Source organism: Streptomyces chartreusis (genome assembly GCF_008704715.1).
GTDB lineage: Bacteria > Actinomycetota > Actinomycetes > Streptomycetales > Streptomycetaceae > Streptomyces > Streptomyces chartreusis.
In genome coordinates, this window is sequence record NZ_CP023689.1 from 7,027,482 (window position 1) to 7,040,900 (window position 13,419).

The 13,419-nt window shown below is 72.2% G+C and carries 13 protein-coding genes; 5 read left to right on the forward strand and 8 right to left on the reverse strand.

Annotated elements, in window-relative coordinates; genetic code table 11:
* Window positions 1-6: 6 nt before the first annotated feature.
* The 4 genes from efeO to CP983_RS30935 all read right to left on the reverse strand — a co-directional run bounded on the left by efeO (window position 7) and on the right by CP983_RS30935 (window position 4,521).
* Window positions 7-1,164, reverse strand: coding sequence for an iron uptake system protein EfeO (gene efeO, locus CP983_RS30920; protein WP_150503231.1), 1,158 nt, complete (start codon window positions 1,162-1,164; stop codon window positions 7-9).
* Window positions 1,165-1,290: 126 nt separating this feature from the next.
* On the reverse strand, window positions 1,291-2,109 hold the full coding sequence (locus tag CP983_RS30925; protein ID WP_150503233.1) for a heme ABC transporter ATP-binding protein: 819 nt from the start codon (window positions 2,107-2,109) through the stop codon (window positions 1,291-1,293).
* Window positions 2,110-2,428: 319 nt separating this feature from the next.
* The gene (locus CP983_RS30930; RefSeq protein ID WP_150503234.1) at window positions 2,429-3,517 is read right to left on the reverse strand and encodes a FecCD family ABC transporter permease; all 1,089 of its coding nucleotides are present in this window, start codon (window positions 3,515-3,517) and stop codon (window positions 2,429-2,431) included.
* Window positions 3,514-4,521 carry a heme/hemin ABC transporter substrate-binding protein gene (locus tag CP983_RS30935; RefSeq protein ID WP_150503236.1) on the reverse strand — a complete coding sequence of 336 codons (1,008 nt, stop codon included), beginning with the start codon at window positions 4,519-4,521 and terminating at the stop codon, window positions 3,514-3,516. The genes CP983_RS30930 and CP983_RS30935 overlap by 4 nt, the downstream gene beginning before the upstream one ends.
* Window positions 4,522-4,631: 110 nt before the next feature.
* Here CP983_RS30935 and CP983_RS30940 point away from each other — a divergent pair, with 110 nt between their 5' ends.
* From CP983_RS30940 to CP983_RS30955, 4 genes are all read left to right on the forward strand, one after another.
* On the forward strand, window positions 4,632-6,050 hold the full coding sequence (locus tag CP983_RS30940) for an HtaA domain-containing protein (protein WP_150503238.1): 1,419 nt from the start codon (window positions 4,632-4,634) through the stop codon (window positions 6,048-6,050).
* A gap of 74 nt (window positions 6,051-6,124) precedes the next feature.
* Window positions 6,125-7,642, forward strand: coding sequence for an HtaA domain-containing protein (locus CP983_RS30945; RefSeq protein ID WP_150503240.1), 1,518 nt, complete (start codon window positions 6,125-6,127; stop codon window positions 7,640-7,642).
* A gap of 64 nt (window positions 7,643-7,706) precedes the next feature.
* The gene (locus tag CP983_RS30950) at window positions 7,707-8,351 is read left to right on the forward strand and encodes a PhzF family phenazine biosynthesis protein (protein WP_150503241.1); all 645 of its coding nucleotides are present in this window, start codon (window positions 7,707-7,709) and stop codon (window positions 8,349-8,351) included.
* A 40-nt stretch (window positions 8,352-8,391) separates the two neighbouring features.
* Window positions 8,392-9,207: a hypothetical protein gene (locus CP983_RS30955; RefSeq protein ID WP_150503243.1), complete on the forward strand. Its 816-nt coding sequence runs from the start codon at window positions 8,392-8,394 to the stop codon at window positions 9,205-9,207.
* Window positions 9,208-9,259: 52 nt separating this feature from the next.
* Here CP983_RS30955 and CP983_RS30960 read toward each other — a convergent pair whose 3' ends face one another.
* Window positions 9,260-9,907 (reverse strand): biliverdin-producing heme oxygenase, encoded by a 648-nt coding sequence (locus CP983_RS30960; RefSeq protein ID WP_107906916.1) that lies wholly within the window; start codon window positions 9,905-9,907, stop codon window positions 9,260-9,262.
* Window positions 9,908-10,031: 124 nt separating this feature from the next.
* Window positions 10,032-10,889, reverse strand: coding sequence for a type I methionyl aminopeptidase (map, locus tag CP983_RS30965; protein WP_030960583.1), 858 nt, complete (start codon window positions 10,887-10,889; stop codon window positions 10,032-10,034).
* A gap of 69 nt (window positions 10,890-10,958) precedes the next feature.
* Here map and CP983_RS30970 point away from each other — a divergent pair, with 69 nt between their 5' ends.
* Complete coding sequence (locus CP983_RS30970; RefSeq protein WP_093745770.1) at window positions 10,959-11,189, forward strand: hypothetical protein; 231 nt, start codon at window positions 10,959-10,961, stop codon at window positions 11,187-11,189.
* A 10-nt stretch (window positions 11,190-11,199) separates the two neighbouring features.
* Here CP983_RS30970 and CP983_RS30975 read toward each other — a convergent pair whose 3' ends face one another.
* Window positions 11,200-12,540 (reverse strand): MFS transporter, encoded by a 1,341-nt coding sequence (locus tag CP983_RS30975; protein ID WP_167537790.1) that lies wholly within the window; start codon window positions 12,538-12,540, stop codon window positions 11,200-11,202.
* Between the two features lie 164 nt (window positions 12,541-12,704).
* On the reverse strand, window positions 12,705-13,307 hold the full coding sequence (locus tag CP983_RS30980) for a hypothetical protein (protein WP_150503245.1): 603 nt from the start codon (window positions 13,305-13,307) through the stop codon (window positions 12,705-12,707).
* Window positions 13,308-13,419: the final 112 nt, after the last annotated feature.

Sequence of the window (13,419 nt, forward strand, 5' to 3'; positions counted from 1 at the left end):
GTGCCCCTACTTCACGACTACGGCGGCGGCGAGCTTGGACAGCGGCTCCGCGAGCGCGTTGACGCCGTCCGACAGCTCCTTCTGCTGGGCCTTGGTGACCTTGTCGTACGAGGTGAAGTCGTACGACGACTTGTCCGCGCGGTACTTGTCGAGCAGCGTGTTCAGCGCGCCGAACTGCTTGTCCAGCTCGGTGACGAGGGCGGGGTCGTTCTCCTGGGCGACCGGCTTCAGCAGCGCGTACGCCTTCTCCGCGCCCTCGACGTTGGCCTTGAAGTCGACGAGGTCGGTGTGCGAGTAGCGCTCCTCCTCGCCGGTGACCTTGCCGGTGGCGACCTCGTCCAGCAGCTCCTTGGCGCCGTTGGCCATCGAGGTCGGGGTGATCTCGGCCTTGCCGACCCGGTTCTGCCAGTCCTTCAGGTCAGTGATGAGCTGGTCGGCGAGCTCCTTCTCACGGTCGCCGATCTTCTTGTCCTGCCACAGGGACTTCTCCAGCCGGTGCCAGCCGGTCCAGTCCGTGGCCGGGTCCTGGCCGTCCTCCAGGCCGTCCTCGCGCACGTCGACCTTCGGGTCGATGTCGCCGAAGGACTCGGCGACCGGCTCGGTGCGCTCCCAGCCGATGCGGGAGGTGGCGTAGGCCTTCTTCGCGGCCTCCAGGTCGCCGTCCTTGACCGCCTTCGCGAACGCCTCGGCGAGCGGCAGGGTCTCGTCGGCCTGCTCCTGGGCGTACTTGCGATAGGCGGCCACGGCCTCGTCCAGGCGCGGGTCCCGCTTGGCGGCGGCGCCCTTGCCGGTGGCCTTGACGGTCTGCCGGATGCCGTCGCCCTTCATGCCGGGCTTGCAGGCGATCGTGTAGTCGCCCGCCTTCACCTCGGCGGTGACGCGCTGCTTGGTGCCGGGGCCTATGTTCTCGCGCTCGGTGACGATGCGGTCGTCCGGGAAGAGGATGTAGACCTCGGTGACCTTGGAGCCCTTGTTCTCGATGGCGAGCTCGACGTGGCCGGCCGGGAACTCCTTCTTCGACACCTCGCACTTGTCGTCCGTCGAGGTCACGTTGACGACCCGGTCGCCGCCCTCGGTGCTCCCCTTCTCGGTGCACCCCGTGACTGCGGTCAGAGCCGCCACGGCGGCGATGGCGGTGGTGACGGGGAGTCTGACGGTGCGCATGAAGGCTCCATGAGGTGGCCGGAAAGAGTGCGTGACGGGCCTCACATACCAAGGTGAGGCTCGCCTAACGGAGATAAGGATTACCTAAGTGGCCAAAATCGACCCCATAGAGAAGTCAAAGGATGGTCAAAGGTTCCGTCGCGGGGTCACCAGCAGCTCTCCTGTCCGAGGATGCGAAAGGACTTCGACCGGCTGGTCATAGACCTCCGAAAGGAGCCGCTCGGAGAACACCTCGGCGGGCGGTCCGTCGGCCGCGACCCGTCCGGCGCGCAGGATCGCGACACGGTGCGCGTACGCGGCCGCGAGCCCCAGGTCGTGGAGTACGACCACCACCGCGTCCCCGGCCCGCGCCCGCTCCCGGCACACCCGCAGCACCAACTCCTGGTGCTTCAGGTCCAGTGCCGCGGTCGGCTCGTCGAGCAGCAGCAGCGGGGTCCGCTGCGCGAGCACCCGGGCGAGCGCCACGCGGGCCCGCTCGCCGCCGCTGAGCGCGGAGAACGGCCGTACCGCGAAGTCGCTCACCTCGGTGGCCGCCATCGCGGCGGCGACGGCGAGGTCGTCCTCGGCGGGCGAGGCGGCGTGGGGAGCGCGGCCCATCCGCACGACGTCCTCCACCGTGAAGGGGAACGAGAGGGTCGCCGACTGCGGCAGCACCGCCCGGCGCAGGGCGAGTTCCGGCGCGGTCCACTCGGTCGCCTGCCGCCCGTGAATCCGTACGACCCCCTCGGCGGCCGGCAGATCCGCGGCGAGCGCGCCCAGCAGCGTCGACTTCCCGGCCCCGTTGGGTCCGACGAGCGCGAGCACTTCACCGGCCCGGACGGCGACGGACACCCCGCACAACACCTCACGGGTTCCGAGCCGAACACGAAGACCCACCGCCTCGGCAAGGGTGTCACCGGGTTCGGCGGGAGTGGGGTACGCGGGCCGGGGCCGGAGAAGTCTCATGCACAAGCTCCCTGCAGGGTTGGTCGGGGGCGGTTCGGCACCGCCGGAGAGGCCGTGGGGGTTGCGCGCCGTTGCGGCGGAAGGGGGTGGTGCGGGTGATCGGTGGCAGGGCCGGTTCGGTGGCGGGAGAGGCGAGCCGGAGTCTCTGGCGGACGGTTGGTGTCGGCGCCGGGCCGGGGCAACGTCCTTGAGGGGCGCGGGGAACTGCGCGACCGGCCCCCACCGGCCCGCAGCCGGCCCGCGACCCACGTGCCCCCACCGGCCCGCAGCCGGCCCGCGACCCACATGCCCACACTCACCCACACCCGGCCCACAACCCCTACGCCCACCCCCCTTGCCGCCGCCGAGTCCGCCGCAGCAGCCAGAAGAAGAACGGGCTGCCCAGCAGGGCCGTGAGCACACCGAGCGGCAGTTCCGCCGGCGCCGCCACCGTCCGCGCGGCGAGATCCGCCCCGAGCAGCACCACCGCCCCGCCCAGCGCACTGCCCGGAACGAGGAACCGATGCCCCGGCCCCGCGGCCATCCGCAGCAGGTGCGGCACGACGAGCCCGATGAACCCGATGACGCCGGAGACACTGACCGCCGCGGCCGTCAGCAGCGCGACCACCAGGATCAGCGCGACCCGCATCCGCTCCACGTCCACCCCCAGATGCCGGGCGGGCCGGTCGCCCAGCGCGAGCAGGTCCAGCCGGCGCGCGTACAGCGGCGCCACCAACAGCCCCACGACCGCGCACGGCAGGACCGCCGTCACCTTCGGCCACGTGGACTGCGCGAGAGAGCCGAGCTGCCAGAACGTGATCTGGTTCACCGCCGCGGTGTCCGCGAGGAAGATGAACAGACCGATCAGCGCCCCCGCGAACGCGTTGACCGCGATCCCCATCAGGATCAGGGTCACGACCTCCGTACGCCCGCCCGAACGGGACATCGCGTACACGAGCAGCACGGTGCCGAGCCCGGAGACGAACGCCATCGCGGGCAGCGTCCAGTTGCCGAGGAAGGTCAGCCCGAGCGAGATCGCGGCGACCGCCCCGACCGCCGCCCCCAGGGAGACCCCGATCGTCGCCGGCTCGGCCAGCGGGTTCCCGAACACGCCCTGCATCAGCGTCCCGGCACACCCCAGCGACGCCCCGATGAGCAGCGCGAGCACGATCCGCGGGAAGCGCACGTTCCACAGCACCGACTCGGCGACCCGGTCCAACTCGCCCCCGCCGAGGCCCGCTTTGTGCTGGATGGAGGCGAGGACGTCCCCGACCGGGATCGGATACGCGCCGATCCCGGCGGCGACCGGGACGAGGACGAGCAGCCCGAGGCCCATCCCGACGGTCAGCAGCCAGGCCGCGGTGTGCCGTCGGCGCGGCGGCGTCCCCGCCACGGCCTCGGACGGCGCGGCCTTCTCCAGTACGGTCATGCCGCGTCCCCCTCGTACAGCTGCGCCACGACCGACTTCAGCACCTGGTCGGTGCGCGGCCCGTAGCTCAGCAGCGCACCGTCCTCGATCGAGACGATCCGGCGGTCCGCGCCGGCCGGCGTCTGAGCGATGCCCGGGATCTTCACCAGCCCGTCGACGCCGCCGACCGACTCGAGTCCCTTGCTCATCACGAGGATCGCGTCCGGTGCCGCCTTGACCAGGGCCTCGCTGGTGATGGTGGTGAAGTCCTTCGCGAGGCCCGACTCGGCCCCGGCGTCGACCCCTCCGGCCGCCTCGATGAGGGAGGTGGCACCGGAGCCCTTGCCGCCGATGAGATAGACGGAGGCGGAGCCGCGCAGATAGAGGAAGGCGACCCGCGGCTTTTCCTTTTCGCGCGGAACGTCCTTTCGCACAGCGGCGATCCGTCGCTCCGTCCGATCGGTCAGCGCCTTGCCTGCAGCGGGCACCCCGAGCGCGGCGGCGACGGCCTCGATGCGTGGGTCCACGTCGTCGAGTCCCCGGGCCGGGGCGACCACCAGGACGGGGATGCCCGCGGCGCGGATCTGGTCCATGGCCTCGGCGGGGCCTGTCGTGGTCTCGGCGAGCACCAGGTCCGGCCTGAGCGACAGCACGCTCTCCGCCGAGACGTCATGGCCCCGGGTCACGACGGGCAGTTTCGCCGCCTGCGCGAAGGTGGCGGTGATGTCCCGCGCGACCACGCGGTCGCCGAGCCCGAGCGTGAAGACGAGTTCGCCGAGGCTGCCGGAGAGCGGGACCACGCGGTCCGCCTTCCCGACGGTCACCTTCCCGCCGTCGGCGGAGCGGACGGTGACCGGGAGGTCGGGGTCCGGTTTGCCGGCGAGCGGCTCGACCCGGTTGGCGTCGGCCTTCGCGCCGGTGCTCTGCGCGCCGGTCCCCGCGGGGCTCGCGCCCCCGCAGCCGGCCGTCGTGAGGGCGAGCACCGCCAGCAGCGCGCCCGTAAGTCGTGTGCGCAAACGTCGCACGGTCCCGTCCGTTCCTCTCGGTCCACTGCCGTTCCAGCCAGGCAAAGCTTAGGTTAGCCTTACCTTCGTTCGCTACCGGTCGTCGTGTCCGTCGTCTCGGAGGACCTCTCATGTCTGCCCACCCACGTGCCCTGGTCGCTGTGCTCTGCGCGGCCGTGCTCGGCGCCCTGCTCCCGGCGACCGCCGCCCACGCGGCGAGCAGGGCCGTGCAGGGCGGCCGGCTCGACTGGGGCGTCAAATCCTCCTTCCAGAGCTATGTCACCGGGCCCATCGCGAAGGGGAGTTACTCCCTGACCGGCGGCGCGGCGACCGTGGGCAGCGGCGGCTTCCGCTTCCACTCGGCGGCGGGGACGTACGACGGCGACACGGGCGCCTTCCGGGCCTCCTTCTCCGGCGGCGTCCATTTCGTCGGCCACCGCACGGACGCCGGCGCCTATCAGCTCGACCTCACGCTCAGCCGCCCCACCGTCCGCATCTCCGGCTCCACCGGAACCCTGTACGTGGACGTCACCAGCAAGGCGAAGGGCACCGGGACGGTCACGACGTCCAGTCAGGTGCCCTTCGCCGCCCTCTCCCTCGGCGGGATCGACATGCGCGGCGGCGGCGACGCGGTCGTGCTCAACAACCTCCCCGCCACGCTCACCTCCCAGGGCGCCCGCTCCTTCGCCGGGTACTACACCGCCGGGACCGCCCTCGACCCGGTGAGCCTGTCGGCGGACGTCGTCGCGGCGAGGACCACCGAGCCGACCCCCTCGCCCACACCGAGCGCCACCAAATCCCCGGCGAAGAAGAAGACTTCGGGCGGCAAGCTGGTGGACGGCGCCGTCGACTGGGGGGTGCGCCGCACCTTCCGCGAGTACGTCACCGGCGACATCGCCAAGGGCGAGTGGGCACTGTCCTCAGGCGCCGAGGACGGCGGCGCGCTGTTCCGGTTCCCCGACGGGCGGGGGACGTTCAAGGACGGCGGCCTTCAGGCGTCGTTCAAGGGCGAGGTCCGCTTCACCGGGGCGCACGGCCTCGACCTGCGGCTGAGCGGCGTCCGCGTCACCGTCGAGCACGGCAAGGGCACGCTCTACGCCGACGTGAGGGCGCCCGGCTTCACCGGCGACAAGGTGCCCCTGGTCACCTTCACCGCCGATGAACTGAAGGCGAAGGACGGCCTGGCGAAGGTCACCGAGGCGCCCGCGAAACTCACCGCCGAGGGCACGAAAGCCTTCGGCGGGATGTACCGGGCGGGCACCGGGATGGACCCCGTCTCCCTGGCCGTCGCCACCACCGCCGACGCCGGACTGCCCGCCCTGCCCGACCTCGGCAGCACCCCCACGCCCAGCGCGTCGCCGACATCGGCCGAACCGTCCGCCGAACCCGTCGCGAGCACCTCCGACGACGACGGCGTCCCCGCTCTGCCGATCGGCCTCGCGGCCGGGTCCCTGCTGCTGGTCGTGGCCGCCTTCGCGTTCGTCGCCGTACGCAGGCGCCGTACCCGGCCGGCCGCCGCGGCCCCCGCCCCCACGTCCGACACGGACTGACCCCCCATGCCCCGTCCGCCGGGCCGTGATCGGCCGCGGCGGACCACCCACCCAGTGCAAGGAGAACCCCCGCCATGCCCACCAACGACCGCAGACGCCGTCCCGTCGTCCTGGCCGCCGCCGTCGCCACCGCGGCCACCCTCGGCGCCACCGCGCTCGCCACCCTCGGCGCCGGCACCGCCTCGGCGGCCGAAGTCCCGCTCAGCGGCTACGAGTTGACCTGGGGCATCAAGCAGTCCTACCGGACCTATGTGACCGGCATGGCGGCCGGCACCTTCACCGCGACGGACGGCGCCTCGCAGGCCGCCGGCAACGGCGCGTTCACCTTCACCGACGGCTCCGGCACCTACGACTCCACCGCCCACACCGTCGACCTCGGCTTCAAGGGCAGCGTGCGGATCGTCTCTCAGGCGCACGGCTTCGACATCACGCTGTCCGACGTGCGGTTCGACAGCGCGGCGGCCGAGATCACCGCCGATGTCACCAAGTCCGGTACGACCACGCAGGACGTGCCGCTCGCCGACGTCACCGTGACCCGGACGATGACCGACATGACGACCAAGCTGACCAAGGAGGCCGCGGACACCCTCGGCAGCCCGGGGTACGAGGGGGCGGCGGGGGACCCGTTGACGGTGGTGCAGAAGACCACCTCGCCGTCTCCGACGCCGACACCGACGGCCACCCCCACCCAGTCCCCGTCGCCGACCTCGACGCCGACCGCGACCGCCACGGCCACGGAGTCGGCGACCCCGACGGCCCCCGCGACCGAGTCCGCGTCGCCCTCCACCAGCGCCTCCCCCTCCGAGGCCCCGGCCCGGGGCGACATAGCCGACGGCACGCTCGGCTGGGGCGTGAAGCAGTCCTTCCGTTCGTATGTCGTGGGCGGTGTCGCGAACGGCGGGATCACCACGTCCGGCGGTGCCTCGCAGGCCGCGGACAACGGGGTCTTCACGTTCACCGACGCGACGGGGGAGTACGACACCGACGCCGACACCCTCTCCGCGGACTTCAAGGGCGCCGTGACCTTCAAGGGCCACAAGGGCCAGGGCGAGGACGGCGGTTACGGCCTCGACCTCACCCTGACGGGCCTGCGCGTGACCCTCGACGAGGGCGTGGGCGAACTCACCGCCGACGTCACCAGCCTCGGGGAGAAGACCGAGGACGTGGTCCTGGCCGACCTGAAGGCGGACGAGCCGGACCTGGCCGCGCAGGAGGACGTCATCACGGCCGACGACGTGACGGCCACCCTCACCGAGGCCGGCGCGAAGGCGTTCGGCGGCTTCTACACCGCCGGCACCGAACTCGACCCGGTCGACCTGGCGGTGGCCCTCACGGCCGACGCCGAACTGCCGGACGACGGCGGCACGGGCGGCTCGACGGGCGGCGGCTCGGGGTCCGGCGGTTCGACCAGCGGCGGTTCGACCGGCGGCTCCTCCGGTACGGCGGGCTCGACGACCGGCGGTGTCACGGGCGGTCTGGCCAGCACCGGGTCCGATGTGCCGGTGGCCGCACTCGGCACGGCGGCCGCGGTGACGGTGGCGGCCGGCGCGGGCGTCGTGATCGCGATGCGCAGACGCCGTACCCAGGCGTAGGACACCCACCCCCATGAACCCGGGGCCGGCGCTGCCGGTCCCGGGCAGGTGCTTGAATTCCCTCGTGACTGACTACGACGTCCTCCGCGTCTTCTGCGGGCCGAGCGGCGGGTACGGCAACGAGCTCGGTGTCGTCCGCGAGGGATCCGTGCTGCCGGACCCCGAGGAACGACAGGCGTTCGCGGCGAAGCTCGGGTTCAGCGAGACCGTGTTCGTGGACGACCCCGAGCGCGGGGTCATCGACATCTACACGCCCTCCGTGCGGCTGCCCTTCGCCGGGTATCCGTGCGTCGGCACGGCCTGGCTGCTCGACGTGCCCGAACTCGTCACGCCCGCCGGGGTGGTCGGCGCGCGGATCGACGGGGAGTTCTGCTGGATCGAGGCCCGGCCGGAGTGGGCACCGCCGCGCACCCTGCGGCAGTACGGCAGCGCGCGCGAGGTCGACGGCCTCGCGGTGCCGCCCGTGGGGGAGTGGATCTATGCCTGGGCCTGGGAGGACGAGGCCGCCGGGCGGGTGCGCGCGCGAGGGTTCCCCGGGCGGGGTGACGGCGTCGCGGAGGACGAGGCGACCGGTGCCGCGGCCATCCAGCTCACCCACCGGCTCGGGCGCGCGCTCAACATCACCCAGGGCACCGGTTCCCAGCTCCTGACGGCACCTCAGCCCGGCGACTGGGTCGAGCTCGGCGGCCGGGTGGTCCTGGAGCGCTGACACCTGGTGCGGGTCGCAGGATGCGGTCACACTGGGCCCGTTGGCGGGCACAGGGGGGCATCCGGTGCGGACCGTGATCGTGGTGCTGGTCGTCGTGGGGTGCGGGCTGCTGTTCTGGCTGCTGCGCTATCCGTGCGTGCCGGGCAGAGCACGCTTCACCTTCTCGTTCGGCACCGAGGAGCGCGCGGCGCGGCGGGCGCTGTCCGACGCCCGCGGTGAACGGCGGTCCGCCTACGAGATGGCTCATCGGAGCGAGGCGGACGCGGAACGGCGCTGGTCGGAAAGGATCGCGCCGTACCGGAATCGGGTGCAGGAGTTACAGGCGGCCCGGGCGGCGCTGCCGAAACCCGGGCAGGGGCAGGCGGTGCGTCCGAAGCGGTGGCTGCCACCGCTGGAACTCCACCAGCACGTCCTGCTGTTCATGACGGAGGAGGCATCCGACGGTGCCGGGCGGCCGTCCGTCGACGAGCGGCTACCGCTGGCCGGCATCGCCGTCGAGTTCGGCCACACCCGCGACAACGTCCACATCCGGGTGACCCGCCCCGACGGCACCTCCCGCACCGAGCACTACCCGCGGGAGGCCGAGGTCGCCGCGTACGACCTGGTCGAGGACATCCGCAACCAGGTGCTGCGGCACGAGGAGTTCCTGCGCCGGCTGGAGGCCCGGGAGGCCGAGCTGGTCGCGGAGACCAAGCGCGCCGAGGCCGATCTGGCGCAGGCCGGGGAGGCGGGCCGGCCCGAGCTCGACACGATCAGGGAAGCCGCCCGCACCCGCCGGGCCCGCGCCGACGCCCTGCTGCGTGCCGCCCGCGACGGCTGGAAGAAGGACGCGGGCGGTCTGCGGCCCTGGCGCTGAAGAAGCCGAACCTGGCGGTGAGAAAGCCGGTCGGCGGTGAGGGAGCCGGTGCTCACGCCGACAGCGGGAACTCCTCGCCCAGTGCCCGGAACACCGCCGTGTTCAGCGCGAACGCCCGCTTGCACTCCGCCACGATCCGCTGCTTCTCCAGGTCGTCCGCGCGCACCTCGTCCAGCAGCTCCCGGTAACTCCGCTTGAACGCGGCCGGGTTGGAGATCTCTTCGAAGACGTAGAACCGGACCCCGTCGCCCTTGCGCGTGAAACCCCAGGTCTTCTCGGCCTTGTCGCGGATGATCTGGCCCCCGGAGAGGTCGCCGAGGTAGCGGGTGTAGTGGTGGGCGATGTAGCCGGCCGGCCAGTCCTCGGCGCACTCGCGGACCCGGTCCGCGTAGGCCCGGGTGGCCGGCAGGGCGGACACCAGCGAGCGCCACCCGGGGCCCCGCAGATGCGCCAGGTCCCGCTCCAGCGACGCCAGCCGGAACAGCTCCGGCCGGATGAACGGACCGGCCACCGGATCCGACGCCAGCCGCTCGGCACCGGCCTCCAGGGCCTCGTACACGAACCACAGCTGCTCGGTGTACCGCGCGTACGCGTCCACGCCCAGCCGGCCGCCGAGCATGTCGCTCATGAACGTCGAGGTCTCCGCCTGCACGTGCTCTTCGTGCGAGGCGGTGCGGATGACTGTCGAGAAGGAGTCCATGCCGCCATTTTCTGAGGTTAGGCTTACCTAAGTCAATAGGTTTGCCGACGTCATGTCGGTAAAAGCGTACCGAGAAAACCCGCCCTCCGCAGAGGACGGGTTCCGGCGGTCCGTACGGTCTCGGCTACGGCAGCGTGAGGATCTCCGTGCCGGTCTCCGTCACCACCAGCGTGTGCTCGAACTGCGCGGTGCGCATCCGGTCCTTCGTGACGACCGTCCAGCCGTCGTCCCACATGTCGTACTCGTGCGTGCCCAGCGTCAGCATCGGCTCGATCGTGAACGTCATCCCGGGCTGGATGACCGTCGTCGCGTGCGGGCTGTCGTAGTGCGGGATGATCAGGCCCGAGTGGAACGACGAGTTGATGCCGTGGCCGGTGAAGTCACGGACCACGCCGTAGCCGAAGCGCTTGGCGTACGACTCGATCACCCGGCCGATGACGTTGATCTGACGGCCCGGCTTGACGGCCTTGATCGCGCGGCTGAGGGACTCGCGGGTCCGCTCCACCAGCAGACGGCTCTCCTCGTCCACGTCACCCACCAGGTACGTGGCGTTGTTGTCGCCGTGCACCCCGCCGATGTACGCCGTGACGTCGAGGTTGATGATGTCGCCGTCGCGCAGGACCGTGGAGTCCGGGATGCCGTGGCAGATGACCTCGTTGAGGCTGGTGCACAGCGACTTCGGGAAGCCGCGGTAGCCGAGCGTGGAGGGGTAGGCCCCGTGGTCGCACATGTACTCGTGCGCCACCTTGTCCAGCTCGTCCGTCGTCACGCCGGGCGCGATGAGCTTGGCCGCCTCGGCCATCGCCCGCGCGGCGATACGGCCGGCGACCCGCATCGCCTCGACGGTCTCCGGGGTCTGCACCTCCGGACCCTTGTACGGCGTCGGCGCGGGCTTGCCGACGTACTCGGGCCGGCGGATGTTTCCGGGTACGGAACGGGTGGGAGACAGCTCCCCTGGTACGAGCAGCGACTGGCCAGACATGCCAGCGAGTCTAAGACAGCGGCCATGGGGGACCATGACCATGGCGAGCTCAGTCGAAAGGAGCGGGTCATGGCCCTGTTCAAGAAGCGCACGGTCGGCAAGCCGGGCGAGTGGTACTACTGCCTCGTCCACAAGAAGGTCGAGGAGGGCCCGGAGTGCCCGGCCAAGGACCGCTTCGGGCCGTACACCACCCGGGCCGAGGCCCAGCAGGCGATGGACCTGGCGCGCGAACGCAACCTGGAGTGGGAGAACGACCCCAGGTGGCACGACGCCCCGACGGGCCCCCCGGACGAGAACTGATCCCGGCCGGTCAGCCCTCCGCCGGCGCCACCGCGGGCGCCGGCGCGGCTGCCGCCCCGCGCTGCTCCCGCAGCCGGACGGCGTGCTCGTTCGTGCGCGCGTCGTACGTCATCAGCTTCGGCAGGCACAGCGCCAGCAGCCCCACCGCGCCCACGCACAGCAGCCCGCCCGACCACACGGACGTCCGCACGCCCTTCCAGGCCGCGACGCCGCCCGTGTAGGTCTGGCCCAGCTGCGGGCCCACCGAGTACGACAGCAGCTCGATCCCGGCGAGCCGGCCGCGCAGCTCGTCAGGGATCGTCTGGTTCCACATCACCCCGCGGAAGACGCCGCTGACCATGTCGGCGGCGCCGCCGAGCGCCAGGAACAGCAGCACCAGCCATACGTTCCGCGAGACACCGGCGGCCGCGACGGCCACGCCCCACAGCGCGGCCGCCAGCACCACGGCCCGCCCGTGCCGGTGCACCCGCGAGGTCCAGCCGCTGGTCAGGCTCACCACCATGGCGCCGGCCGGCATCGCGGCGTACATCAGGCCCAGCGACCAGGGGGCGTTCAGCTCGTCCGCGAGGAACGGCAGCACGGCGAGCGGCAGCGCGAACAGCATCGCCGCGATGTCGACGACGTAGGTGCCGAGCAGCTCCTTGCGGCTCCAGGCGTACCGGGCGCCCTCGGCGATGGCCTTCAGGGACGGCTTCGCGGCCTCGTGGGAGGCGGGGGAGGGGGAGAGGCCGACGGCGAGGGCGACGGAGACGACGAACGTCACCAGGTCCGCGCCGTACGCCCAGCCGAGCCCCGCGTACGCGACGACCACGCCGGCCAGGGCGGGACCCGCGACACCGCCGACCTGCCAGCGCAGCGCGTTGAGGGAGGCGGCCGCCGGGAGGTGGTCGTGGGCCACGATCCGGGGCAACAGGGCGTCCAGGGCGGGGCGTTGGACCGACACCAGCGCGGAGGACAGGGCGGCGACGACGTACAGCGGCCAGATCGCCGGGGTCGGCAGCAGCGCGTTGACCAGCAGCGCCGCGCTCAGCACCGCCTGGCCGGCCTCCGTCCACAGGATCAGCTTCCGCTTGTCGAGCGCGTCGGCGAGCGCGCCGCCGTACAGCCCGAACACGATCAGCGGCACCAGCTCCACGGCCCCGATAGCGCCCACCGCCGCGGCCGACCCGGTGAGTTCCTTGATCTGCACGGGCAGCGCGACGAACGTCAGAAAGCTGCCGAAGGTCGTCACCAGCCCCGCCAGCCACAGCCGCCGGAAGTCGGCGGAGGCCCGCCAGGGCGCGAGATCGGGGAGCACGGAGCGCAGCCGGGAGGGACGGGCAGGATCGGGCGTGGGGGATTCGGCGGTCACGAAGGGTCATGGTCGGATCGGGTAGGTGGCTGGGGCAACCGGTTTTCCGGATGGGGCCGACCGACGTGACGTCAACGCCGCTCAGGGGCGCGGGGAACTGCGCGACCAGCCCCCACAACCGAAGCCCGCCCGACAACAGAAACCACCCCAACCATCCTGCGCATTCACCACCGCGGCGGTGGCGGTGCCGTCAGCGACTCCGCCAGCCTCGACAACCGGTCCCGGAACCTCCGACGCCCCCGCCCGGAGGGCACCGTGTTCTCGCCCGCCGCCGCGCTGACCAGGTGCTGCACGGTGTCCAGGTCCAGCTCCGCGCCCTCGGGCACGACCAGCCTCTCGTGGGCCATGGTCGTCAGCTCCCCCTCTCCGGTGCCGAGCGCCAGCACCGTCGCCCCGGCCCGTCGGGCGTCGTGCACCCTCTCCAGCAGCGCCGCCCCCGGCCGGTCCGGCGACACCACCAGCAGCGTCTCGTCGCGCCCGGCCGCCGCCAGCCGCCCGAGCCCGACCGCCAGATGCGCCGGATCGGAGGCGCGCGCGTCATGCCGTACGAGAGTGGGCGCGAGCTCCGGCGTCCCCGACCACGCGGCCTCGTCCACCAGATGCGCCGCCAGATGCCACGGCTCGTACTCCCGCGTGCCGACCAGCAGCAGCCCGCCCCCGTGCGCCACCGCCGACGCCCGCAGCGACCCCGCGAACCGTCGGGTCGCCCCCAACCACTCCGTCCCGGCGAGTACTTCGCGCAGCAACGCGACACGTACGGCATCCATGCGACCGCATCCTGCCGCAACCGACCACTCGTGACCCGGAGTTCACCACGAATTCGCCCAACCTGGGCAGACGCATTCGTTATCCCGCTCAACCACCTGCCGCGGTGATACA